Annotated in this window: 25 protein-coding genes; 20 read left to right on the top strand and 5 right to left on the bottom strand. The window is 53.6% G+C overall.

The genetic code is table 11. The features are described from left to right. Window positions 1-20 precede the first annotated feature (20 nt). The 5 genes from ADJ24_RS08385 to rihA all read left to right on the top strand — a co-directional run bounded on the left by ADJ24_RS08385 (window position 21) and on the right by rihA (window position 4,283). Complete coding sequence (locus tag ADJ24_RS08385) at window positions 21-926, top strand: amino acid ABC transporter substrate-binding protein (protein ID WP_008501049.1); 906 nt, start codon at window positions 21-23, stop codon at window positions 924-926. A 155-nt stretch (window positions 927-1,081) separates the two neighbouring features. Further along, a complete protein-coding gene (locus ADJ24_RS08380; protein ID WP_023310756.1) occupies window positions 1,082-1,822 on the top strand; it encodes an amino acid ABC transporter permease in 741 nt (246 codons plus the stop codon). Next, on the top strand, window positions 1,822-2,496 hold the full coding sequence (gene gltK / locus ADJ24_RS08375) for a glutamate/aspartate ABC transporter permease GltK (protein ID WP_014883002.1): 675 nt from the start codon (window positions 1,822-1,824) through the stop codon (window positions 2,494-2,496). Before ADJ24_RS08380 ends, gltK begins: the two co-directional genes overlap by 1 nt. Then, window positions 2,496-3,221, top strand: coding sequence for an amino acid ABC transporter ATP-binding protein (locus tag ADJ24_RS08370; protein WP_014883001.1), 726 nt, complete (start codon window positions 2,496-2,498; stop codon window positions 3,219-3,221). The genes gltK and ADJ24_RS08370 overlap by 1 nt, the downstream gene beginning before the upstream one ends. 120 nt (window positions 3,222-3,341) lie before the next feature. After that, on the top strand, window positions 3,342-4,283 hold the full coding sequence (gene rihA, locus ADJ24_RS08365; RefSeq protein WP_023310755.1) for a pyrimidine-specific ribonucleoside hydrolase RihA: 942 nt from the start codon (window positions 3,342-3,344) through the stop codon (window positions 4,281-4,283). A 172-nt stretch (window positions 4,284-4,455) separates the two neighbouring features. Here the strand turns inward: rihA and ADJ24_RS08360 are convergent, their stop codons facing one another. Then, window positions 4,456-4,938, bottom strand: coding sequence for a zinc ribbon-containing protein (locus ADJ24_RS08360; RefSeq protein WP_032668311.1), 483 nt, complete (start codon window positions 4,936-4,938; stop codon window positions 4,456-4,458). Window positions 4,939-5,152: 214 nt separating this feature from the next. Here ADJ24_RS08360 and leuS point away from each other — a divergent pair, with 214 nt between their 5' ends. The 14 genes from leuS to lipA all read left to right on the top strand — a co-directional run bounded on the left by leuS (window position 5,153) and on the right by lipA (window position 20,115). Further along, a complete protein-coding gene (leuS, locus tag ADJ24_RS08355; RefSeq protein WP_023310753.1) occupies window positions 5,153-7,735 on the top strand; it encodes a leucine--tRNA ligase in 2,583 nt (860 codons plus the stop codon). A gap of 14 nt (window positions 7,736-7,749) precedes the next feature. After that, complete coding sequence (gene lptE / locus ADJ24_RS08350) at window positions 7,750-8,319, top strand: LPS assembly lipoprotein LptE (protein ID WP_023310752.1); 570 nt, start codon at window positions 7,750-7,752, stop codon at window positions 8,317-8,319. Continuing rightward, window positions 8,319-9,350, top strand: a complete 1,032-nt coding sequence (holA, locus tag ADJ24_RS08345) for a DNA polymerase III subunit delta (RefSeq protein ID WP_032668100.1) — start codon at window positions 8,319-8,321, stop codon at window positions 9,348-9,350. The genes lptE and holA overlap by 1 nt, the downstream gene beginning before the upstream one ends. Next, the gene (nadD, locus tag ADJ24_RS08340) at window positions 9,343-10,008 is read left to right on the top strand and encodes a nicotinate-nucleotide adenylyltransferase (RefSeq protein ID WP_032668099.1); all 666 of its coding nucleotides are present in this window, start codon (window positions 9,343-9,345) and stop codon (window positions 10,006-10,008) included. The genes holA and nadD overlap by 8 nt, the downstream gene beginning before the upstream one ends. 269 nt (window positions 10,009-10,277) lie before the next feature. Then, window positions 10,278-10,595, top strand: a complete 318-nt coding sequence (rsfS, locus tag ADJ24_RS08335) for a ribosome silencing factor (RefSeq protein WP_023334893.1) — start codon at window positions 10,278-10,280, stop codon at window positions 10,593-10,595. 3 nt (window positions 10,596-10,598) lie between these two features. Beyond that, window positions 10,599-11,066, top strand: a complete 468-nt coding sequence (gene rlmH, locus ADJ24_RS08330) for a 23S rRNA (pseudouridine(1915)-N(3))-methyltransferase RlmH (protein WP_023310748.1) — start codon at window positions 10,599-10,601, stop codon at window positions 11,064-11,066. 28 nt (window positions 11,067-11,094) lie between these two features. After that, window positions 11,095-12,996: a peptidoglycan DD-transpeptidase MrdA gene (gene mrdA / locus ADJ24_RS08325; protein WP_023310747.1), complete on the top strand. Its 1,902-nt coding sequence runs from the start codon at window positions 11,095-11,097 to the stop codon at window positions 12,994-12,996. A 2-nt stretch (window positions 12,997-12,998) separates the two neighbouring features. Next, window positions 12,999-14,111 (top strand): peptidoglycan glycosyltransferase MrdB, encoded by a 1,113-nt coding sequence (gene mrdB, locus ADJ24_RS08320; protein WP_023310746.1) that lies wholly within the window; start codon window positions 12,999-13,001, stop codon window positions 14,109-14,111. 16 nt (window positions 14,112-14,127) lie between these two features. Continuing rightward, window positions 14,128-15,240: an endolytic peptidoglycan transglycosylase RlpA gene (rlpA, locus tag ADJ24_RS08315; protein ID WP_023310745.1), complete on the top strand. Its 1,113-nt coding sequence runs from the start codon at window positions 14,128-14,130 to the stop codon at window positions 15,238-15,240. A gap of 139 nt (window positions 15,241-15,379) precedes the next feature. Beyond that, window positions 15,380-16,591 (top strand): D-alanyl-D-alanine carboxypeptidase DacA, encoded by a 1,212-nt coding sequence (gene dacA, locus ADJ24_RS08310; RefSeq protein WP_014069323.1) that lies wholly within the window; start codon window positions 15,380-15,382, stop codon window positions 16,589-16,591. 106 nt (window positions 16,592-16,697) lie between these two features. Then, window positions 16,698-16,961 carry a DUF493 family protein YbeD gene (ybeD, locus tag ADJ24_RS08305; RefSeq protein WP_006177135.1) on the top strand — a complete coding sequence of 88 codons (264 nt, stop codon included), beginning with the start codon at window positions 16,698-16,700 and terminating at the stop codon, window positions 16,959-16,961. A gap of 94 nt (window positions 16,962-17,055) precedes the next feature. Continuing rightward, window positions 17,056-17,697 carry a lipoyl(octanoyl) transferase LipB gene (lipB, locus tag ADJ24_RS08300; RefSeq protein WP_023310744.1) on the top strand — a complete coding sequence of 214 codons (642 nt, stop codon included), beginning with the start codon at window positions 17,056-17,058 and terminating at the stop codon, window positions 17,695-17,697. Between the two features lie 291 nt (window positions 17,698-17,988). After that, entirely contained in the window at window positions 17,989-18,942 is a 954-nt protein-coding gene (locus ADJ24_RS08295) for a YbeF family transcriptional regulator (RefSeq protein ID WP_023310743.1), read from the top strand. A 207-nt stretch (window positions 18,943-19,149) separates the two neighbouring features. Continuing rightward, the gene (gene lipA / locus ADJ24_RS08290; protein ID WP_013097595.1) at window positions 19,150-20,115 is read left to right on the top strand and encodes a lipoyl synthase; all 966 of its coding nucleotides are present in this window, start codon (window positions 19,150-19,152) and stop codon (window positions 20,113-20,115) included. A gap of 81 nt (window positions 20,116-20,196) precedes the next feature. On the opposite strand, the gene tatE is transcribed toward lipA, so the two are convergent. Next, window positions 20,197-20,400, bottom strand: coding sequence for a twin-arginine translocase subunit TatE (gene tatE, locus ADJ24_RS08285; protein ID WP_023310742.1), 204 nt, complete (start codon window positions 20,398-20,400; stop codon window positions 20,197-20,199). A 125-nt stretch (window positions 20,401-20,525) separates the two neighbouring features. Further along, on the bottom strand, window positions 20,526-21,314 hold the full coding sequence (locus ADJ24_RS08280; protein WP_023310741.1) for a deaminated glutathione amidase: 789 nt from the start codon (window positions 21,312-21,314) through the stop codon (window positions 20,526-20,528). Window positions 21,315-21,381: 67 nt separating this feature from the next. On the opposite strand from ADJ24_RS08280, the gene crcB reads away from it, so the two are divergent. Then, on the top strand, window positions 21,382-21,765 hold the full coding sequence (gene crcB / locus ADJ24_RS08275) for a fluoride efflux transporter CrcB (RefSeq protein WP_023310740.1): 384 nt from the start codon (window positions 21,382-21,384) through the stop codon (window positions 21,763-21,765). A gap of 219 nt (window positions 21,766-21,984) precedes the next feature. Here crcB and cspE read toward each other — a convergent pair whose 3' ends face one another. Continuing rightward, on the bottom strand, window positions 21,985-22,194 hold the full coding sequence (cspE, locus tag ADJ24_RS08270; RefSeq protein WP_002439184.1) for a transcription antiterminator/RNA stability regulator CspE: 210 nt from the start codon (window positions 22,192-22,194) through the stop codon (window positions 21,985-21,987). A gap of 190 nt (window positions 22,195-22,384) precedes the next feature. Continuing rightward, the gene (pagP, locus tag ADJ24_RS08265) at window positions 22,385-23,002 is read right to left on the bottom strand and encodes a lipid IV(A) palmitoyltransferase PagP (RefSeq protein WP_023310739.1); all 618 of its coding nucleotides are present in this window, start codon (window positions 23,000-23,002) and stop codon (window positions 22,385-22,387) included. Window positions 23,003-23,359 lie beyond the last annotated feature (357 nt).

Below are 23,359 nucleotides of genomic sequence, written 5' to 3'. Positions count from 1 at the left end.
TGATAAAAAAGGAGTTGGGTATGCAATTACGTAAACTGGCCACAGCAATGCTGGTTATGGGAATGTCTGCAGGCGTGGTTCACGCTGAAGATGCTCCGGCAGCAGGCAGCACTCTCGACAAGATTGCCAAAAACGGCGTCATCGTGGTCGGCCACCGTGAATCTTCAGTCCCGTTCTCTTACTACGACAACACGCAAAAAGTCGTGGGCTATTCACAGGATTACTCCAACGCCATCGTTGAAGCTGTGAAGAAAAAGCTGAACAAACCTGACCTGCAGGTGAAGCTGATCCCAATCACTTCACAGAACCGTATTCCACTGCTGCAAAACGGCACCTTTGACTTCGAGTGTGGCTCCACCACCAACAACCTCGAGCGTCAGAAACAGGCTGCCTTCTCTGACACTATCTTTGTCGTGGGCACCCGTCTGCTGACGAAGAAAGGCGGCGAGATCAAAGACTTCGCTGACCTGAAAGGCAAAGCGGTTGTTGTGACCTCTGGTACGACGTCAGAAGTGCTGCTGCACAAGCTGAACGACGAGAAGAAAATGGATATGCGCATCATCAGCGCGAAAGACCATGGCGACTCCTTCCGTACCCTGGAAAGCGGTCGTGCCGTCGCGTTTATGATGGATGATGCTCTGCTGGCGGGCGAACGTGCGAAAGCGAAAAAACCAGACAACTGGGATATCGTCGGTACCGCGCAGTCCAAAGAAGCCTACGGCTGTATGCTGCGTAAAGACGATCCGCAGTTCAAAAAGCTGATCGATGACACCATCGCTCAGGTGCAGACCTCCGGCGAAGCGGAGAAATGGTTCGACAAGTGGTTCAAGAACCCGATTCCACCAAAAAACCTGAACATGAATTTTGAACTGTCTGACGACATGAAAGCGCTGTTCAAATCACCAAATGACAAGGCTCTTAACTAATTAGAACTACAGGGGCGGGATCTCCTGCCCTCTCGATTGTCGGGAAGCATGGACAGACTATACGTTGAGTGGTCGTTCCCCACTCAGCGCGAAAAATGAGCTTCTCACCAATCTTCGAGGGTAGCGCTGCTACCCTTTTTTTTCTGGAGTTTATTATGTCAATAGACTGGAACTGGGGCATATTCCTGCAACAAGCCCCGTTCGGCAACACCACCTATCTTGGCTGGCTGTGGAGCGGCTTTCAGGTCACCGTGGCACTATCGATAACGGCGTGGATTATCGCGTTTCTTGTCGGTTCTCTGTTCGGTATTCTGCGCACCGTCCCTAACCGTTTTCTTTCAACGCTTGGCACCCTGTATGTGGAACTGTTCCGTAACGTTCCGCTGATCGTGCAATTCTTTACCTGGTATCTGGTCATCCCGGAACTGCTGCCGGAAAATATTGGCATGTGGTTCAAGTCGGAGCTGGATCCGAACGTGCAGTTCTTTGTCTCCTCCATGATGTGTCTGGGGCTGTTTACCGCTGCGCGCGTTTGCGAGCAGGTGCGTGCCGCCATTCAGTCATTGCCGCGTGGACAAAAAAATGCGGGCCTGGCGATGGGCCTGACGCTGCCCCAAACCTACCGCTACGTGCTGCTGCCTAACGCCTACCGCGTTATCGTTCCGCCGATGACCTCCGAGATGATGAACCTGGTGAAAAACTCGGCCATCGCCTCGACAATCGGCCTGGTCGACATGGCCGCGCAGGCGGGCAAGCTGCTGGATTACTCCGCTCACGCGTGGGAATCCTTCACCGCGATTACGCTCGCGTATGTTCTGATTAACGCTTTCATCATGCTGGTGATGAACCTGGTTGAACGCAAAATCCGCCTGCCGGGTAATCTGGGGGGCAAATAATGTACGAATTTGACTGGAGTTCTATCGTTCCATCCATGCCTTACCTGCTTGATGGCCTGGTGATTACCTTAAAAATCACCGTTATTGCCATCATCATTGGTATCGTCTGGGGCACCCTGCTGGCCGTCATGCGCCTGTCGAGCTTTAAGCCGCTCGCCTGGTTTGCGACCGCCTACGTTAACGTGTTCCGTTCCATCCCGCTGGTGATGGTGCTGCTGTGGTTTTACCTGATTGTGCCCGGTTTCCTGCAGAACGTGCTGGGGCTTTCGCCGAAAACCGATATCCGTCTGATCTCCGCCATGGTGGCGTTCTCAATGTTCGAGGCCGCTTACTACTCGGAGATTATCCGAGCGGGCATTCAGAGTATCTCCCGCGGGCAATCCAGCGCCGCGCTGGCGCTGGGGATGACGCACTGGCAGTCCATGCAGCTCATTATTCTGCCGCAGGCGTTTCGCGCCATGGTTCCGCTCCTGCTGACCCAGGGTATCGTCCTGTTCCAGGATACCTCGCTGGTCTACGTTCTGAGTCTGGCAGACTTCTTCCGTACCGCGTCAACCATCGGTGAACGTGATGGTACGCAGGTCGAAATGGTGCTCTTCGCGGGTGCGGTCTATTTTGTGATTAGTTTAAGCGCGTCGCTGTTGGTCAGCTGGCTGAAGAAAAGGACGGTATAATGATTTCCCTGAAAAATGTTTCTAAATGGTATGGGCACTTTCAGGTGCTGACCGACTGCTCCACCGAAGTCAAAAAAGGCGACGTGGTGGTGGTGTGCGGGCCGTCCGGCTCCGGTAAATCGACGCTGATCAAAACCGTCAACGGACTGGAGCCGGTGCAGCAGGGTGAGATCGTCGTCAACGGCACCAAGGTCAACGACAAGAAAACTAACCTCGCTCAGCTTCGCTCTCACGTTGGCATGGTGTTCCAGCATTTTGAGCTGTTCCCTCACCTCTCCATTATTGAGAACCTGACGCTGGCGCAGGTAAAAGTGCTTAAGCGTGATAAAAAAGCGTCGCGCGAGAAAGGTCTGAAGCTGCTGGAACGCGTTGGGCTTTCGGCGCATGCCGATAAGTTCCCGGCACAGCTTTCTGGCGGCCAACAGCAGCGCGTGGCGATCGCCCGCGCGCTGTGTATGGATCCGGTGGCAATGCTGTTTGATGAGCCAACGTCGGCGCTCGATCCAGAGATGATCAACGAAGTGCTGGACGTAATGGTCGAGCTGGCTCACGAAGGGATGACCATGATGGTGGTGACCCACGAAATGGGCTTCGCCCGTAAAGTGGCCAACCGCGTGATCTTTATGGACGAAGGGAAAATTGTCGAAGACTCACCGAAAGAAGAGTTCTTCGCTAACCCGAAATCCGAGCGTGCGAAAGATTTCCTCGCGAAAATCCTGCACTAATCTTCCCGGTGCGCAATCCGCGGATTGCGCACTGCTTCACGCTTTCACTCAGTCCCTCTCGTCTGCGTCACATTGCAGCGTTAACCTTGTCACAAAATAACGCTACGTATGGAGAACGCTATGGCACAGCCTATTATTCTCGATTGCGATCCGGGTCATGACGACGCGATCGCGCTTGTCCTCGCTCTTGCCTCCCCTGAACTCGAGGTAAAAGCCGTCACCTCGTCCGCCGGAAACCAGACGCCAGACAAAACCCTGCGCAACGTGCTGCGCATGCTCACGCTGCTCAAACGCACCGATATTCCTGTCGCCGGCGGGGCCGTGAAGCCGCTGATGCGCGAGCTGATTATTGCCGACAACGTTCATGGTGAAAGCGGGCTGGATGGTCCGGCACTGCCGGAGCCGGGCTTCACGCCGCAAAACTGTACCGCCGTGGAGCTGATGGCGAAGGTTCTACGTGAGAGTGCAGAACCGGTAACGCTGGTGGCAACCGGACCGCTAACCAACGTTGCGCTGCTGCTGAACAGCCATCCTGAGCTGCATAATAAAATTGCCCGTATTGTGATTATGGGCGGAGCCATGGGGCTGGGGAACTGGACGCCTGCGGCGGAGTTCAACATCTTTGTCGACCCGGAAGCGGCGGAAATCGTCTTCCAGTCTGGCTTACCGATTGTGATGGCAGGGCTGGACGTTACCCACCGCGCGCAGATTATGGCGGACGATATTGAGCGTTTTCGCTCCGTGGGTAATACGGTCGCGACAACCGTGGCCGAACTGCTCGACTTCTTTATGGAGTATCACAAAGCCGAGAAATGGGGCTTCCGCGGCGCGCCGCTGCACGACCCGTGCACCATTGCCTGGCTACTGAAGCCGGAGATGTTCACCACGGTGGACAGATGGGTTGGTGTTGAGACGCAGGGAAAATACACCCAGGGAATGACGGTGGTGGATTACTACTCGCTGACGGGTAATAAAGCGAATACCACGGTGATGGTAGATATCGATCGCGAGGCGTTTGTGGATTTGCTGGCGGAGAGACTGGCTTACTATAGTGCGGCCTGATGCCCTCACACCAGCCCTCTCCCACGGGGAGAGGGGGCAAACACTAAAAACGGCAACATAGTTGCCGTTTTGCTTTGACCTTGTGCGGCCTGATGCCCTCACCCCAACCCTCTCCCACGGGGAGAGGGAGCAGACACTAAAAACGGCAACGCGGTTGCCGTTTTGCTTTTATTTAGGGCTCAAACGGCCGACGCTGGAACTGATCGTGGCCGCATTTCGGACACAGCGGCAGGACATCCGGCGTGTATACCGCAATATGGTGGTGGCAATTCTCGCACACCAGATTTCCCAACCCGACCACCTCACCACTGTGATAAACACCGTGATGGTTCAAATCCTGAAAGACCTCGCGCCACTCCAGCTGCGTTTTATCCGTGATGTCGGCCAGCTCTTGCCACAGGCTCTCTTTAATCACCCGCATAAAAACGCTGTCCGTGACCTCCTCCTGACTCTCCTGGTAGCTGCGCGCGAACTCTTCCAGATCGCGACGCACGGCGCGCGTCACCTCTTCCACTTCGGTTCGCGTTAACTCACCCGTTTGCGTCACGCGGGCACGCGCCTGCTCCACCAGCGCATCGATATCTCGCTCGCCGTTACGCAGCCGTTCCGTCAGTGTCGCCACCAGTTCGCGGTAAAATTGAGCAACCTTGTCCATCATTTTGCCTCCCGGGTAAGTAACTATTTCTAATAATAGACCTTATTTCATCGCCGCTTTGTCAGGTGAAGCACAGACCCGGTAAATTCCTGCAAAGCGCATTTGTGCGAAAGGCTGTTTTGACGCGGGCGTTTGGGCTATGCTATGCGGATCTGAATTACCACATCCATTGGCTACATTTGTAGCTGTATTGAAAACAGGACCACTGGCTGCCATGCAAGAGCAATACCGCCCGGAAGAGATAGAATCAAAAGTCCAGCAACACTGGGACGAGAAGCGCACCTTTGAAGTAACCGAAGACGAGAGCAAAGAGAAGTATTACTGCCTGTCGATGCTTCCCTATCCTTCTGGTCGACTACACATGGGCCATGTGCGTAACTACACCATCGGCGATGTGATTGCACGCTACCAGCGCATGCTGGGTAAAAACGTTCTGCAGCCTATCGGCTGGGATGCGTTCGGTCTGCCTGCGGAAGGCGCGGCGGTCAAAAACAACACCGCACCGGCGCCGTGGACGTACGACAACATCGCGTACATGAAAAACCAGCTCAAAATGCTGGGCTTTGGCTATGACTGGAGCCGCGAGCTGGCAACCTGTACCCCGGAATACTATCGTTGGGAGCAGAAGTTCTTCACCGAGCTGTACAAAAAAGGCCTGGTGTATAAGAAGACCTCTGCCGTTAACTGGTGTCCAAATGACCAGACAGTTCTCGCGAACGAACAGGTTATCGACGGCTGCTGCTGGCGCTGTGACACCAAAGTTGAGCGTAAAGAGATCCCACAGTGGTTTATCAAAATCACCGCTTACGCTGATGAGCTGCTGAACGATCTGGATAACCTGGATCACTGGCCAGATACCGTTAAGACCATGCAGCGTAACTGGATCGGCCGTTCTGAAGGCGTGGAGATTACCTTCAACGTTGAGAACTACGACCAGACTCTGACTGTCTACACCACCCGTCCGGACACCTTCATGGGCGCGACCTACCTGGCCGTAGCCGCAGGTCATCCGCTGGCGCAGAAAGCGGCGGAAAACAATCCGGAGCTGGCGACATTCATCGATGAGTGCCGCAACACCAAAGTGGCCGAAGCCGACATGGCGACGATGGAGAAAAAAGGGGTTGATACCGGCTTTAAAGCCATTCACCCACTGACAGGCGAAGCAATCCCTGTCTGGGCCGCCAACTTCGTTCTGATGGAGTACGGCACTGGCGCCGTGATGGCTGTTCCGGGTCACGACCAGCGCGACTACGAATTTGCTACCAAATATGGCCTGACCATCAAGCCTGTCATCCTGGCGGCTGACGGTTCAGAACCAGACCTGTCTGAACACGCGCTGACTGAAAAAGGCACCCTGTTCAACTCCGGTGAATTTAGCGGTCTGAGCTTCGAAGAGGGCTTCAACGCCATCGCCGATAAGCTGGCCTCTCTGGGCGTGGGCGAACGTAAAGTTAACTTCCGTCTGCGCGACTGGGGCGTGTCCCGTCAGCGTTACTGGGGTGCGCCAATCCCGATGGTGACGCTGGAAGATGGCACCGTGATGCCAACGCCAGAAGATCAGCTCCCGGTGATCCTGCCGGAAGACGTGGTCATGGACGGTATCACCAGCCCGATTAAAGCCGATCCTGAGTGGGCAAAAACCACCGTTAACGGACAGCCTGCGCTGCGTGAAACCGACACCTTTGACACCTTTATGGAGTCATCCTGGTACTATGCGCGCTACACCTGCCCGCAGTATCAGGACGGTATGCTCGATTCCGATGCGGCAAACTACTGGCTGCCGGTTGATATCTATATCGGCGGCATCGAACACGCCATCATGCACCTGCTCTACTTCCGCTTCTTCCACAAACTGATGCGCGATGCAGGCATGGTGAACTCTGACGAACCAGCAAAACAGCTGCTGTGTCAGGGCATGGTGCTGGCAGATGCGTTCTATTATGTTGGTGCCAACGGCGAGCGTAACTGGGTTTCACCGGTTGATGCGATCGTCGAGCGTGACGAGAAGGGCCGTATCGTTAAGGCGAAAGACGCCGAAGGTCATGAACTGGTCTACACCGGCATGAGCAAGATGTCCAAGTCGAAAAACAACGGTATCGATCCGCAGGTGATGGTTGAGCGTTACGGTGCGGATACCGTGCGTCTGTTCATGATGTTTGCCTCTCCGGCGGACATGACCCTGGAATGGCAGGAGTCCGGCGTGGAAGGGGCGAACCGCTTCCTGAAACGCGTCTGGAAACTGGTTTACGAACACACTGCACTGGGCGATGCCCCGGCGCTGAACGCCGCCGCACTGACTGAAGATCAGCAGGCGCTGCGTCGCGATGTTCATAAAACGATTGCGAAAGTGACCGATGATATTGGTCGTCGTCAGACCTTCAATACCGCAATTGCGGCTATTATGGAACTGATGAACAAGCTGGCGAAGGCTCCGCAGGACGGCGAGCAGGATCGTGCCTTAATGCGTGAAGCGCTGCTTGCTGTTGTTCGCATGCTGAACCCGTTCACTCCGCACGTCAGCTTCACCCTGTGGCAGGAGCTGAAAGGCGAAGGCGATATCGACAACGCGCCGTGGCCGCAGGCTGACGAATCAGCGATGGTAGAAAACACGACGCTGGTTGTGGTCCAGGTAAACGGCAAAGTCCGCGGTAAAATTACCGTGGCGGTCGATGCAACCGAAGAACAGGTTCGCGAGCGCGCGGGCCAGGAACCTCTGGTCGCAAAATATCTTGAGGGCGTTACCGTACGTAAAGTGATCTACGTACCGGGTAAACTGCTCAATCTGGTCGTTGGCTAAGCGCGGGAGGAAACGTGCGACAACTGGCAACAATACTCTTATCACTGGCGGTGCTTGTCACCGCCGGCTGTGGCTGGCACCTGCGCAATACCACGGCGGTGCCTGCTGAGATGAAAACGATGATTTTCGACTCATCAGATCCGAATGGTCCACTCAGCCGGGCAATTCGTAATCAGCTGCGTTTGAACGGCGTTGAGCTTGTTGAGAAACAAACGCTACGCCAGGATGTACCGTCTCTGCGCGTTACAGGAAGTGGTCTGTCGAGAGATACGGCCTCTATCTTCCAGGATGGCCGTACAGCTGAATATCAGATGGTGCTGACGGTCAACGCAGCGGTCCTGATCCCGGGTAAAGACATCTATCCGATCAGCACGAAAGTGTACCGTTCGTTCTTCGATAACCCGCAGACGGCGCTGGCAAAAGATGCCGAACAGCAGATTATCATCAACGAAATGTACGACAAGGCGGCGGAACAGCTGATCCGTAAACTGCCAGGTATTGCAGCGTCTACCAGACAAGGCTCTGACATTGTTGAAAAACCCGTTGCCGGCACGCTTCCTGCTGCTAACTCTCTGGGTAAATGATGATCAGGCTGTATCCTGAACAACTCCGCGCGCAGCTCAAAGAAGGGCTGCGCGCGGCGTATCTGCTTCTTGGAAACGATCCGTTATTACTTCAGGAAAGCCTGGATGCCGTGCGGCATGAGGCCGCCTCTCAGGGCTTCGATGAGCACCACACCGTCCAGCTGGATAACAACACCGACTGGAATGCCCTCTTCTCACTCTGTCAGGCGATGAGCCTTTTTGCGTCGCGCCAGACTATTCAGATCCTGCTGCCTGAGAACGGCCCTAACGCGGCCATCAATGAACAGCTGGCCACGTTGGTCAGCCTGCTTCACAGCGATCTGCTGCTGATTGTGCGCGGCAACAAGCTCACCAAAGCGCAGGAAAATGCGGCGTGGTTCACCCAACTCGCTGCCCACGCGGTGCAGGTGACCTGTCAGACGCCTGAACAGGCGCATCTGCCCAAATGGGTGGCAGCGAGAGCGAAGCAGAACAACCTTCAGCTGGATGATGCGGCGAACCAACTGCTCTGCTACTGCTATGAAGGTAACCTGCTGGCCCTGGCGCAGGCGCTGGACAGACTCTCCCTGCTCTGGCCGGATGGCAAGCTGACCTTGCCGCGCGTCGAGCAGGCCGTTAACGACGCGGCGCACTTCACGCCGTTCCACTGGGTGGACGCGCTGCTGTCGGCGAAAAGCAAACGCGCCCTGCATATTCTGCAACAGCTGCGTCTCGAAGGGAGCGAACCGGTTATTTTGCTGCGTACGCTGCAGCGCGAATTGCTGCTGCTGATTACGCTCAAGCGTCAGTCTGCCCATACGCCGCTGCGTTCGCTGTTTGATAAACACCGCGTGTGGCAAAATCGCCGGGCTTTGACCACCGAGGCCGTCAACCGCCTGAGTCATGAACAGCTTCGTCAGGCTATGCAGCTTCTGATGCGCGCTGAGCTCACGTTAAAACAAGATTACGGCCAGTCGGTCTGGGCGGAGCTGGAAAGCCTTTCCCTGCTGCTCTGCCACAAGGCGCTGGCAGACGTTTTTATTGATGGATAGCATGCATTCTTTACAGGCCTTATATGGCGGCACCTTCGACCCGGTACATTACGGGCATCTGAAGCCGGTTGAAATTCTGGCGAATCTGATCGGACTTCAGCGCGTCACCATCATGCCCAACAATGTCCCGCCCCATCGTCCACAGCCCGAGGCGACTAGCGAGCAGCGAAAAGAGATGCTTGCCCTTGCCATCGCAGATAAACCGCTCTTCCGACTTGACGAGCGTGAACTGCGTCGCGACACACCCTCCTGGACGTCTCAGACGCTTCAGGAGTGGCGCGCCGAACAAGGACCAGACCAGCCGCTTGCCTTTATCATCGGCCAGGATTCTCTGCTGAATTTCCCTACGTGGCATCAGTATGAAACCATCCTGGAGAACAGCCACCTGCTCGTCTGCCGCCGTCCCGGCTATCCGCTGACCATGCGCGAAGAGCAGTACCAGCAGTGGCTGGAGGACCATCTCACCGATACTGTTGAAGATCTTCACAACCAGCCTGCCGGGAAGATCTATCTGGCGGAAACGCCGTGGTTCGATATCTCTGCGACTCTCATTCGCGAGCGTTTACAGCAGGGTTTAGCGTGTGACGATCTGCTGCCAACCCCGGTGCTGGCCTATATCCACGCGCACGGTTTGTATCAGAAAAGCGCAGATGAATAGCCGGAGAGCATAAAAAGCGGCTTATTGTTTATCCTGCCTTGACAGGGTAAGCCATACTGTTATTCTCCGCTGCCAGACTTTCCCGCCGATCATTGCTTTACAGAAATTGTTTTACAAAAATGGCAATGCAATCTCAGGCGGAGGGTGGGATGATACCCGCCTTCAAAAGCCCGGCCGGAGACATTTGTCCCGACGCAGGCGTGAGTTCAGGTATACTGTCTGGCTACGAATTCAAAGTTTTACAATCTCATTCACCCCAGGGGGAAAACTTGCAGGGTAAAGCACTCCAGGATTTTGTTATTGACAAAATTGATGACCTGAAAGGTCAGGACATCATCGCTATCGACGTTAAGGGTAAATCCAGTATTACCGACTGCATGATCATCTGCACCGGTACATCGACGCGTCATGTTGTTTCAATTGCCGATCACGTGGTTCAGGAATCGCGTGCAGCAGGGCTGTTACCGCTGGGTGTTGAAGGTGAAGCGACGGCTGACTGGGTGGTAGTCGACCTCGGCGATGTGATTGTCCACGTCATGCAGGACGAGAGCCGTCGCCTGTATGAGCTGGAAAAACTCTGGGGTTAATGCGTGAAGTTACAGCTGGTCGCCGTCGGCACCAAAATGCCGGACTGGGTACAAACCGGTTTTACTGAATATCTGCGTCGTTTTCCAAAAGACATGCCGTTCGAGCTGGTGGAAATTCCCGCCGGTAAGCGCGGCAAGAACGCTGATATCAAACGTATTCTCGATAAAGAGGGCGAACTGATGCTGGCTGCCGCAGGCAAAAACCGCATCGTCACCCTCGATATTCCAGGTAAACCCTGGGATACGCCGCAGCTGGCGCAAGAACTGGAGCGCTGGAAGCAGGATGGTCGTGACGTCAGTCTGTTGATTGGCGGACCAGAAGGGTTATCCCCTGCCTGCAAAGCGGCGGCTGAACAAAGTTGGTCTCTCTCCGCGCTGACGCTTCCCCACCCGCTCGTTCGGGTACTGGTGGCAGAAAGCCTGTATCGCGCGTGGAGCATTACTACCAACCACCCCTATCACCGCGAGTAATGACTGACCAGGGTAGATTAAGCAGCGGATGAAACTACAGAATTCTTTTCGCGACTATACGGCTGAGTCCGCGCTGTTTGTGCGCCGGGCGCTGGTCGCCTTTACCGGGATTTTGCTGCTTACCGGCGTGCTGATCGCCAACCTCTATAATCTGCAAATTGTCCGCTTTACCGACTACCAGACGCGTTCAAACGAAAACCGCATTAAGCTGGTGCCTATCGCACCCAGCCGCGGCATTATTTACGATCGTAACGGCACACCGCTGGCGTTGAACCGCACCATCTATCAAATCGAGATGATGCCGGAAAAAGTCGATAATGTTCAGGATACGCTGGAAGCGCTGAAAAGCGTTGTCGACCTTAACGATGACGATATCGCGGCCTTCAAAAAAGAGCGCGCCCGCTCTCACCGCTTCACCTCGATTCCGGTTAAAACCAATCTTACGGAAGTCCAGGTGGCCCGCTTTGCGGTGAATCAGTACCGTTTCCCCGGTGTGGAAGTGAAGGGATATAAGCGTCGCTACTATCCCTACGGCTCCGCGCTGACGCATGTAATTGGCTACGTTTCCAAGATTAACGACAAAGACGTCGACCGCCTTGATAAAGACGGCAAGCTGGCCAACTACGCTGCTACGCACGATATCGGTAAGCTGGGGATCGAACGTTACTACGAAGACGTTCTGCACGGACAAACCGGCTATGAAGAGGTTGAAGTTAACAACCGCGGCCGCGTGATCCGCCAGCTGAAAGAAGTGCCGCCTCAGGCGGGGCATGACGTCTATCTGACGCTCGACCTCAAACTTCAGCAGTATATCGAAACCCTGCTGGCGGGTAGCCGTGCAGCCGTTGTGGTCACCGATCCTCGTACCGGCGGCATCCTGGCGATGGTCTCCATGCCTAGCTATGACCCGAACCTCTTTGTTGACGGCATTTCCAGTAAAGACTATTCCGGTCTGCTGAATGACCCGAACACGCCGCTGGTGAACCGCGCGACGCAAGGGGTTTACCCGCCGGCATCAACGGTTAAACCGTACGTGGCGGTCTCTGCGCTGAGTGCTGGCGTCATCAACCGTAATACCAGCCTGTTTGACCCGGGCTGGTGGCAGCTGCCGGGTTCAGACAAGCGCTATCGTGACTGGAAAAAATGGGGCCACGGTCATCTGAACGTCACCAAATCGCTGGAGGAGTCTGCGGATACCTTCTTCTATCAGGTGGCGTATGACATGGGTATCGACCGTCTGTCAGAGTGGATGAGCAAATTCGGCTACGGGCATTACACCGGCGTGGACCTTTCAGAAGAACGTTCTGGTAACATGCCAACGCGTGAATGGAAGCTGAAGCGCTTTAAAAAACCGTGGTATCAGGGTGATACCATTCCGGTGGGTATCGGCCAGGGTTACTGGACAGCGACACCGATTCAGATGAACAAAGCCATGATGATCCTCATCAATGACGGCGTGGTAAAAGTGCCTCATCTGCTGCAGAGCACGGTTGAAGACGGCAAAAAAGTGCCGTGGAATCAGCCGCACGAGGCCCCGGTGGGTGACATTCATTCCGGCTTCTGGGAAATTGCGAAAGACGGTATGTACGGCGTGGCAAACCGCCCGAATGGGACCGCGCATAAGTACTTCGCCGGTACGCCGTACAAAGTGGCCGCAAAGTCCGGTACCGCGCAGGTGTTTGGTCTGAAAGCCAACGAAACCTATAACGCGCACCGCATTGCTGAACGTCTGCGTGACCATAAGCTGATGACGGCGTTTGCCCCTTATGATAACCCGCAGGTCGCGGTGGCGATGATTCTGGAGAACGGCGGTGCCGGGCCAGCAGTAGGGACCATCATGCGCCAGATCCTTGACCACATTATGCTGGGTGATAACAACACCGAACTGCCGGCTGAAAACCCGGCCGCCGCTGCGGCGGAGGACCAATAATCATGACGGATAATCCAAATAAAAAATCGCTGTGGGATAAAATCCACATCGACCCAGCCATGCTGCTGATCCTGCTGGCTCTGCTGGTGTACAGCGCCCTGGTTATCTGGAGCGCCAGCGGCCAGGACATCGGCATGATGGAGCGCAAAATCGGCCAGATCGCCATGGGTCTGATCATCATGGTAGTGATGGCGCAAATCCCGCCGCGCGTCTACGAAGGCTGGGCACCCTATCTTTACATCTTTTGTATTATTTTGCTGGTTGCGGTAGATGCGTTTGGAGCCATTTCAAAAGGGGCGCAGCGCTGGCTGGATCTGGGCGTTGTCCGCTTCCAGCCCTCGGAAATTGCCAAAATCGCCGTTCCATTGATGGTGGCACGCTTTATCAACCGCGACGTCTGTCCGCCGTCGCTGAAAAATACCGCCATCGCGCTGGTGCTGATTTTCCTGCCGACGCTGCTGGTTGCGGCACAGCCTGACCTCGGTACCTCAATCCTTATCGCCCTCTCCGGCCTGTTTGTCCTTTTCCTGTCAGGACTGAGCTGGCGCCTGATTGGTATCGCGGTGGTGCTGATTGCGGCGTTCATTCCTATCCTCTGGTTCTTCCTGATGCATGATTACCAGCGCCAGCGCGTCATGATGCTGCTCGATCCGGAAACCGATCCGCTGGGCGCGGGCTATCATATTATTCAGTCCAAGATTGCGATTGGCTCCGGCGGCCTGCGCGGTAAAGGCTGGCTGCACGGCACGCAGTCGCAGCTGGAGTTTTTACCGGAACGCCACACCGACTTTATCTTTGCGGTACTGGCGGAAGAGCTGGGGCTGGTTGGCATCTTAATATTGCTGGCGCTGTACGTCCTGCTGATCATGCGGGGATTGTGGATTGCAGCGCGCGCGCAAACCACCTTTGGTCGCGTCATGGCCGGCGGGTTGATGCTGATTTTATTCGTTTATGTCTTCGTAAATATTGGTATGGTGAGTGGTATTCTGCCGGTGGTAGGCGTACCGCTGCCGCTGGTGAGTTACGGAGGCTCGGCACTGATCGTGTTGATGGCCGGGTTTGGTATCGTGATGTCGATCCATACCCACAGAAAAATGTTGTCAAAAAGCGTATAAAAATAAGGGGATCGGAATGCGTAAGCAGTGGCTGGGGATCTGCATCGCGGCAAGTTTACTTGCGGCCTGCACAAGTGATGATGGTCAGCAACAGGCAACCGTCGCGCCGCCGCAGCCTGCGGTGTGTAATGGCCCGATCGTTGAAATCAGCGGTGCCGATCCCGTTTATGAACCGCTGAATGCCAGTGCCAATCAGGATTACGAGCGCGATGGCAAAAGCTATAAAATTGTTCAGGATCCTTCCCGTTTCAGTCAGGCGGGCTTTGCCGCCATTTATGATGCCGAGCCAGGCAGTAACCTGACGGCTTCCGGGGAAGCGTTCGACCCAATGCAGCTGACGGCGGCACACCCGACGCTGCCGATCCCGAGCTACGCCCGTATCACCAACCTGGCGAATGGCCGTATGATCGTCGTGCGGATAAACGACCGTGGACCTTACGGGAATGACCGGGTGATTTCCCTGTCGCGCGCGTCTGCCGATCGCCTGAACACCTCGAACAATACCAAAGTCCGTATTGATCCGATTATCGTCGCACAGGATGGTTCGCTCTCCGGGCCGGGTACCGCGTGTACGACGGTGGCAAAACAGACCTATGCCCTTCCTGACCGCCCAAATCTTGACGGCGGAATGGGAAGCGTCTCGTCTCCGGCAGAGCCTGCTCAGCCGGGGGGAGAAATTCGCCCGATCAGCAATGACACGCTGCAAAGCGAGGATTCTACCGGCGCGCCGGTAAAGAGTAGCGGCTTTCTTGGCGCACCGACGACCTTAGCCTCGGGCGTGCTGGAAGGCAGCGAGCCGACTCCGGCCCCTGCTCCCGTTGCTGCGCCAGCGACCCAGCCGGCTCCCGTAACGGCGCCAGCGGCCACTCAAAGTGCGGCGGTGGCGGCTCCAGCAGCGGCCAGCGGCAGCTATGTGGTTCAGGTAGGCGCAGTGAGCGATCAGGCCCGGGCCAAGCAGTACCAACAGCGTCTGAGCCAGCAGTTTGGCGTACCGGGACGCGTTGAGCAGAACGGCGCGGTCTGGCGCATTCAGATGGGGCCGTTTGCCAGCAAATCGCAGGCCGCATCCCTGCAGCAGCGTCTGCAGAATGAAGCTCAACTTCAGTCATTTATCGCTGTTGCGAAATAATTAACCGGCGGTATCCGAATTGTCAGTTAGTGTAAAACACATTCACAAACTCATGCTTAAAGTCGGATGCCTGCCTGAATAGCATTTGCTATAGTAAGGCACTTTTTTTAATTCCATCACGGATGTCGTAGTTCTGACCATGAAGACCACTTTTTCTGCTCGTTTTGTGCAGCGCATGGCGCTGACCACGGCCCTTTGCGCTGCTGCGCTCTCTGCAGCTCACGCCGATGACCTGAATATCAAGACCATGATCCCTGGCGTTCCGCAAATCGACGCGGAATCCTACATCCTGATCGATTACAACTCTGGCAAAGTGCTGGCAGAACAGAATGCCGATGCCCGCCGTGACCCGGCCAGCCTGACCAAAATGATGACCAGCTACGTTATCGGCCAGGCGATGAAGGCAGGTAAATTCAAAGAATCGGATCTGGTCACCATCGGTAACGATGCGTGGGCAACCGGGAACCCTGTTTTCAAAGGTTCCTCTCTGATGTTCCTGAAGCCGGGTATGCAGGTTCCTGTTTCCCAGCTGATTCGCGGTATCAACCTGCAGTCTGGTAACGATGCCTGCGTGGCGATGGCCGATTTCGCCGCCGGTAGCCAGGATGCCTTTGTGGGCCTGATGAACAGCTACGTTACCGCGCTGGGTCTGAAAAACAGCCATTTCCAGACCGTACACGGCCTGGACGCAGACGGTCAGTACAGCTCCGCACGTGATATGGCCCTGATTGGTCAGGCGCTGATCCGCGATGTACCTAACGAATACTCTATCTATAAAGAGAAAGAGTTCACCTTCAACGGTATTCGTCAGACCAACCGTAACGGTCTGCTGTGGGATAACAGCCTGAACGTTGACGGCATCAAAACTGGCCACACCGACAAAGCAGGCTACAACCTGGTGGCCTCTGCCACTGAAGGTCAGATGCGTCTGATCTCTGCCGTGATGGGCGGCCGCACCTTTAAAGGTCGTGAAACAGAAAGCAAGAAACTGCTGACCTGGGGCTTCCGCTTCTTCGAAACCGTGAATCCACTGAAAGCAGGCAAAGAGTTTGCGTCTGAACCCGTCTGGTTCGGCGACAACGACCGTGCTTCACTCGGCGTTGATAAAGACCTCTACCTGACCATTCCACGCGGTCGCATGAAGGATCTGAAAGCCAGCTACGTGCTGAACAGCACCGAGCTGCATGCCCCGCTGCAGAAAAACCAGGTTGTGGGCACGATCAACTTCCAGCTGGATGGAAAAACGATCGATCAGCGTCCGCTGGTTGTCCTGCAAGAAATTCCTGAAGGCAATTTCTTCGGCAAAATCATTGATTACATTAAATTGATGTTCCACCACTGGTTTGGTTAAAAATTGAACACTTGAAAGTGTGATTTTGATCCCCATATACTAAGTATCCTGATAACTCCCACCTGACGTGGGAGTTATTATTTTTTGACGTTACGCCGGAGCTGACATGAAAACCAAACTTAACGAACTGCTTGAATTCCCCACCTCATTTACCTACAAAGTAATGGGTCTGGCGAAACCTGAGCTGGTTGATCAGGTGGTTGAAGTGGTACAGCGCCATGCGCCGGGTGACTACTCTCCGTCAGTAAAACCAAGCAGCAAGGGCAACTACCACTCTGTCTCTATTACCATCACTGCGACACATATTGAGCAGGTTGAAACGCTGTACGAAGAGCTCGGCAATATCGAAATTGTTCGTATGGTGCTGTAGTCCCTTTGCGGTTACCCGGTTTGCCGGGTAACCCCTCTCCCCGCTGTGATATACTCCCCCACACCTTTTGTCCCTCGTCTTCGGAGACGCAGTTTTGTATCAGGATAAAATTCTGGTCCGTCACCTCGGCCTGCAACCTTATGAGCCTGTCTCCCAGGCTATGCATGACTTCACCGATTCACGCGATGACAGCACCCCGGATGAGATCTGGCTGGTCGAACACCTGCCGGTATTTACGCAGGGCCAGGCGGGTAAAGCAGAGCATTTGCTAATGACGGGAGATATCCCGGTTATTCAGAGCGATCGCGGCGGTCAGGTCACTTATCATGGGCCCGGGCAGCAGGTGATGTACGTCCTGCTCAATCTGAAACGCAGAAAGCTTGGCGTACGTGAACTGGTTACCTTACTGGAACAAACTGTCGTCAACACGATGGCGGAATATGGTATTGACGCGCATCCACGCGCCGATGCGCCGGGCGTTTACGTTGGGGAAATGAAGATCTGCTCCCTGGGGCTGCGTATTCGTAAAGGCTGCTCATTCCATGGCCTGGCCTTGAATATTAATATGGACCTCGCGCCTTTCCAACGCATTAACCCCTGCGGCTATGCCGGCATGGAAATGACGCAGGTACGCCAGTGGGTTGAAACCGCTACGCCAGAAACTATTCGTCCCGTGCTTTTAAAGCAGATGTTAGCGCTACTTAACAATCCCCCATACGAATATATCCCTGCTTAATACATCATACAACATGGCTCGATAATTTGGCGGGCCACTGTTTATTTACCGCTTTTGCACTTTACAATAATCCACAGATTCTATATTTTCGAAGCGCCCGAATATTACCGCTACATATTATTTAGCCTCCAGCAAGCACGACAAACACGACATAAGTAACGTGAGCAATAATCACTCAGCTGTTTGTTTTTGATAAACAAGTGAAACAAAACCAACACTTTACGAATCTCTACAAGCATAATAAATAAATTCAACTATCATTCATATTGTGAATGTATACGGAGTGAAAGCGTGGAGTATAATAATTTACCAGCCAAACGACTGAATGAACCCGGTGGCGAAGACAAGCCACAAATTTTTCGGACTTTACGTAATATTGATCTCAATTTACTGACTATTTTTGAGGCGGTATATGTCCATAAGGGTATCGTTAACGCTGCGAAAATTCTTAATCTCACGCCATCAGCAATAAGCCAGTCAATCCAAAAGCTTCGCGCTATATTTCCTGACCCATTATTTATCCGCAAGGGCCAGGGGGTAACGCCGACGGCTTACGCCACGCATCTCCATGAGTACATCAGTCAGGGGCTGGAGTCGATTCTGGGCGCGCTGGATTTAACCGGAAGCTATGATAAGCAGCGAACCATCACCATCGGCTGTTCCCCTTCTGTAGGGGTGCTGGTGATGCCGGCGATCTTCCAGGCCGTGAAAAAACATGCTCCGCAGCTCCTGCTTCGCAACGTGCCTCTCAATGAACCAGACATTCAGCTTGCCCAGTTCCAGACGGACCTGATTATTGAAAGCGGCAGCTTCAGTGCCAGAGCGCTGGGGCAAAATGTGCTTTATGCGGATAACCTGGTACTGGTTTGCCGCCAGCAGCATCCTGCTCTTAGCGAGCCGTTAACCATCGAAAACCTGCGCAACTACGATCACTCATCTTTCATGACCGAAGGGCAATCTAATCACGCACTTCGTCAGCGTATTGATGAAATTTTCCCGGAACGTCAGATCAGCTTCAGCAGTTACAATATGTTTACCACCGCATCCCTGATCGGCAGCAGCGACATGCTGTGCGTTATGCCATCACGCCTGTACAGTCTGCTACAAAAATGCTGGCCGCTGGAAAGCATCCCGCTCAGTCAGCTTAATGCGGAATCTATCGAGATTTCACTGCATTATAACAAGCTGAGTTTGCGCGATCCGGTCCTGGAAAACGTCATCCGCATTATCCGTCAGGCCTTCTGACAGGTTTAGCCAGCACAAGTCCCTGCAACCCGCAGGGCAAAAGGCACAAAACAACAACTATTTTACAAATTGGCGATCTGGCAGGCTGCTTTAACGACCGTTTCAATGATATACTGCCTGTCGTTCGTTCAAAAATAGTTGATAAATACAACATTCCCTTGAATTGAAACGCTTTCCTTCGATATTCGCAACTGGAACACGCACGCTATGAGTAAACCCATTGTGATGGAACGCGGTGTTAAATACCGCGATGCCGATAAAATGGCCCTTATCCCGGTTAAAAACGTGGCTACAGAGCGCGAGGCGCTGTTAAGAAAACCGGAATGGATGAAAATCAAACTTCCGGCCGACTCTTCGCGTATCCAGGGGATCAAAGCGGCGATGCGCAAGAATGGCCTTCACTCCGTCTGTGAAGAAGCCTCTTGCCCGAACCTTGCTGAATGTTTCAATCATGGTACCGCGACGTTTATGATTCTGGGTGCTATCTGTACCCGCCGCTGCCCGTTCTGCGATGTTGCTCATGGCCGTCCAGTCGCGCCTGATGCTAACGAACCCCAGAAACTGGCGCAGACCATCGCCGACATGGCGCTGCGTTATGTGGTTATCACGTCAGTTGACCGTGACGACCTGCGTGACGGTGGTGCTCAGCACTTCGCCGACTGCATTACGGCCATTCGCGAGAAAAGCCCTAACATCAAAATCGAGACGCTGGTGCCTGACTTCCGCGGCCGTATGGACCGCGCGCTGGATATCCTGACCGCAACGCCGCCAGATGTGTTTAACCACAACCTGGAGAACGTGCCGCGTCTTTACCGTCAGGTCCGTCCGGGCGCTGACTACAACTGGTCCCTGAAGCTGCTGGAGCGTTTCAAAGAAGCGCATCCGCATATTCCGACCAAGTCCGGTCTGATGGTGGGTCTGGGTGAAACCAATGATGAAATCATCGAGGTGATGCGCGATCTTCGCCGCCACGGTGTGACCATGTTGACCCTCGGACAGTATCTGCAGCCAAGCCGTCACCACCTGCCGGTACAGCGCTACGTGAGCCCGGACGAATTCGATGAAATGAAAGCCGAAGCGATGGCGATGGGCTTCACCCATGCTGCCTGCGGCCCATTCGTTCGCTCCTCATACCATGCCGATATGCAGGCTAAAGGCGAAGAAGTTAAATAATGCTGTAATATTCATTTACAGTAATACAAAAAAACCGGCCTCATAAGCCGGTTTTTTTTCGCAAGCCCTCAGGCGTTGCTGTCACTCTTTGTGAGAAAGCTTGTCTGCCGGGACGTCATCCTCGGCGCTTTTCTTCGCCGCTGCATCATCATCGTTCATCGCTTTCTTAAAGCCTTTGATGGCAGCCCCCAGGTCACCACCCAGCGTGCGTAACTTCTTGGTACCAAACAGCAGGACGACCAGTGCGGCAACCACCAGCAGTTTGGTAATACTAATCTCACCCATAGATACCTTCTTTACTTAAAACAGGCTGCATTCAGCGCTAAAACCTGACTGTATTAACGGTCATTTAGCGCGTGCACACAATAGCAATCTGTAACAAGGTGAATCAAGCATTGTTGAAAAAAACATCACAATAATTGCGGTGGCGCAAACCGACGATTGCGAAGAACGGGTAATTGCTGACGCGCAAGCGCAATTCTCTCTAAGTTTATCTCCGCCACCAGCAAATGCGGGGCTTCAGCGGCGGCGGCGATCGTCACCCCCAGCGGATCAACCACCCTGCTTTGCCCGATGTTTTTCGTGCCACATTCTCCTGCGGCAACGACATAGCAGGTTGTATCCAGCGCGCGCGCCGCAATCAGCGTTGCCCAGTGGTGCTCTTTTAACGGCCCTCTGACCCACGCGGCAGGGAGTACCAGCACGTCCGCCCCCTGCAGCGCCAGATGCAGCGCCAGCTCGGGAAAACGCAGGTCATAGCACGTCATCAGCCCGATCTTAAATCCGTCAATCTCCAGCAGCGGAGGGAGCTCGTCTCCGGGGTCAACGCGACGCGACTCCTGGATGCTGAACGCATCATAGAGGTGAAGCTTGGCGTAACGTGCGACGATGGTCCCGTTACGAATCACCACCAGCGTATTGACTGCTCGACCCGGCGTGGAGGGAACATGGATCGTTAAGATCGTCGTCATCGTATTGCCCGCGCTTTGGGCGAGCAATTGCTGTAAGAATTCGCCATCCAGCGGCTGCGCGGACTTCACGGATAAATCCGGGTCATTATCGTCCCTGGCCAGCAGCGCCTCGGGGAGAACCAACAGCGACGCGCCTTTCTGCCGGGCCTGCATCATCAGTTCGACGCATGTTCTCGCATTCTCATGCCAGTCAGGCGTGACGGCAAACTGCCCTACCGCTACATACATATTTGTCCCCTCATCATAAACGGCGTTAAACTCGCTACTCTTACACATCAAATAGCAGGTATTTAGCGTGTTACAACTACTTTTAGCCGTTTTTATTGGTGGGGGAACGGGTAGCGTTGCGCGATGGTTTCTGAGTATGCGGTTTAACCCCCTGCACCAGGCGATTCCCATGGGGACGCTTGCCGCTAACCTGATTGGTGCCTTTATCATCGGCATGGGGCTGGCCTGGTTTAACCGAATGACGCACATTGACCCAATGTGGAAGGTATTGATTACCACCGGATTCTGCGGCGGTTTGACCACCTTCTCAACCTTTTCTGCGGAAACGGTTTTTCTCTTTCAGGAAGGCCGCATTGGCTGGGCGCTGATGAATATGGCGATCAATATGTTCGGCTCGTTTGCGATGACGGGGATCGCATTTTGGCTATTTTCTTCCGCAAGCGCGCATTAACAGCCGAACCGTTAATGTTGGCTTAATTTTTCTCTGTCACTCTGAATGCAATACTGAACGAGGGTGACAGAATGAAACAGAGTCTGATGAGCGCAGGAATGGTGTTGTTGAGCGTGCTGATCGTAGCCAGCTTCCTGAAAATGTATCTGCTTGGCTGATTCAAAACGAAAAAAACCCGCTCAATGAGCGGGTTTTGAAATTCTTGCTGACGCGTCTGAATTACAGAGCGATTACGTTAGCAGCAGAAGGGCCTTTGGCACCGTTAGTGATTTCGAACTCTACACGCTGACCTTCAGCCAGAGTTTTGAAACCATTAGACTGGATTGCAGAGAAGTGTACGAACACGTCTTTGCTGCCATCTTCAGGAGTAATGAAACCGAATCCTTTGGACTCATTAAACCACTTAACGTTACCTTTAATCTTAGACATCAAAATTACCTTTACATTAAAAAACGACACAAATGCTGTGTCGGTTATCAGTACATCAATTGTGGGACCTTTTGTCCAGCGGATCTTTGATAAAAAGTGACTAAAGTCGCGTTAATTTTCACTGACAGATTTTTATCGCTTATGAATCAACAACTGCGCGTTTTATCACCAGTATGTAACGTTTTGTCAGTTAAAACTGAAAACGCATCCAGGCGAAGTAAACGTTACCGTTGTTGTACGTACCCGGGATGTAGGTCATCTGGAACGTTGCGGGACCATAGCCAATAGAGGCCAAAGGCAGTAGGACCGGGATCGGAATATAGTTCCAGTTGTCACGTGCAGTGACCCCGGCGGTATAGCCCAAACCGACGTGGAAGTTCTCGTCCGCTAGCGGACGCCAGGTTTTCTCCCAACCATACCCCCCGATCGGTTCCCATTTATTAAACGAGTCTTTGAAGGCCATCAGATAGATGCCATGCCAGTTTCCCTTTTCATCCCAGCGCGACTGGCCAAAACCCGCGCCCCACGGACGCTCGTTGTATTTATCGGTTTTCTCTTTGTCATAAGCAAAACGCGCATGCCACGTTATTGCCGGGACATAGAGATCATAATGTTCAGGTGCCGTCCATGTCTGGGAAACATTATCCGTAAAGGTTGAGAACCAGCCTTTATCCGTCGCGTTGCCTTCTGCCTGTGCAACAGAAGAAAACGTTAACTGCCCAAAAATAAACAAAAAAATAGAGAAAAATGTATTACGTACGATCACAATGCAATTACCATTCTTAGTATTCGAGGCAAAGTTTACCATAAAATAGTTGAATCAAGGCTTAACGACATCAGCGTTATTCCTAATTATTCGGGCTCTTTCCGGGAATATTCTTAAAGAAAGCGAGAGATACGTGCAAATAAGCCCACAAGGGGTGTGACTTTCACATTACTCTTTGTTAATCAGCAACATGCAAAACCATACAAAACATTAACAATTTGTTATCATTAATGGGACATGTTGCGCTATTTCTGGCGGTCAAGGGCCACATGACATAAATGTACGGGCCATGGCAAAACACGGTTGTTCGGTTCTCTAGTCGTCTGTTTATTGATTTTAATCAGCAAGAACAGGTAATGGTGCCAACTTACTGATTTAGTGTATGATGGTGTTTTTGAG

It is taken from the genome of Enterobacter sp. 940_PEND (genome assembly GCF_001059415.1).
GTDB lineage: Bacteria > Pseudomonadota > Gammaproteobacteria > Enterobacterales > Enterobacteriaceae > Enterobacter > Enterobacter cloacae_M.
Note: the sequence above shows the minus strand (reverse complement) of the source record. Positions and strands in the feature narration are given on the sequence as shown.

Coding starts and splice junctions, on each gene's coding strand:
- ADJ24_RS08385 (WP_008501049.1), top strand. CDS start 21: ATGCAATTACGTAAACTGGCCACAGCAATGCTGGTTATGGGAATGTCT.
- ADJ24_RS08380 (WP_023310756.1), top strand. CDS start 1,082: ATGTCAATAGACTGGAACTGGGGCATATTCCTGCAACAAGCCCCGTTC.
- gltK (WP_014883002.1), top strand. CDS start 1,822: ATGTACGAATTTGACTGGAGTTCTATCGTTCCATCCATGCCTTACCTG.
- ADJ24_RS08370 (WP_014883001.1), top strand. CDS start 2,496: ATGATTTCCCTGAAAAATGTTTCTAAATGGTATGGGCACTTTCAGGTG.
- rihA (WP_023310755.1), top strand. CDS start 3,342: ATGGCACAGCCTATTATTCTCGATTGCGATCCGGGTCATGACGACGCG.
- ADJ24_RS08360 (WP_032668311.1), bottom strand. CDS start 4,938: ATGGACAAGGTTGCTCAATTTTACCGCGAACTGGTGGCGACACTGACG.
- leuS (WP_023310753.1), top strand. CDS start 5,153: ATGCAAGAGCAATACCGCCCGGAAGAGATAGAATCAAAAGTCCAGCAA.
- holA (WP_032668100.1), top strand. CDS start 8,319: ATGATCAGGCTGTATCCTGAACAACTCCGCGCGCAGCTCAAAGAAGGG.
- nadD (WP_032668099.1), top strand. CDS start 9,343: ATGGATAGCATGCATTCTTTACAGGCCTTATATGGCGGCACCTTCGAC.
- mrdA (WP_023310747.1), top strand. CDS start 11,095: ATGAAACTACAGAATTCTTTTCGCGACTATACGGCTGAGTCCGCGCTG.
- mrdB (WP_023310746.1), top strand. CDS start 12,999: ATGACGGATAATCCAAATAAAAAATCGCTGTGGGATAAAATCCACATC.
- rlpA (WP_023310745.1), top strand. CDS start 14,128: ATGCGTAAGCAGTGGCTGGGGATCTGCATCGCGGCAAGTTTACTTGCG.
- dacA (WP_014069323.1), top strand. CDS start 15,380: ATGAAGACCACTTTTTCTGCTCGTTTTGTGCAGCGCATGGCGCTGACC.
- ybeD (WP_006177135.1), top strand. CDS start 16,698: ATGAAAACCAAACTTAACGAACTGCTTGAATTCCCCACCTCATTTACC.
- lipA (WP_013097595.1), top strand. CDS start 19,150: ATGAGTAAACCCATTGTGATGGAACGCGGTGTTAAATACCGCGATGCC.
- tatE (WP_023310742.1), bottom strand. CDS start 20,400: ATGGGTGAGATTAGTATTACCAAACTGCTGGTGGTTGCCGCACTGGTC.
- ADJ24_RS08280 (WP_023310741.1), bottom strand. CDS start 21,314: ATGTATGTAGCGGTAGGGCAGTTTGCCGTCACGCCTGACTGGCATGAG.
- cspE (WP_002439184.1), bottom strand. CDS start 22,194: ATGTCTAAGATTAAAGGTAACGTTAAGTGGTTTAATGAGTCCAAAGGA.
- pagP (WP_023310739.1), bottom strand. CDS start 23,002: ATGGTAAACTTTGCCTCGAATACTAAGAATGGTAATTGCATTGTGATC.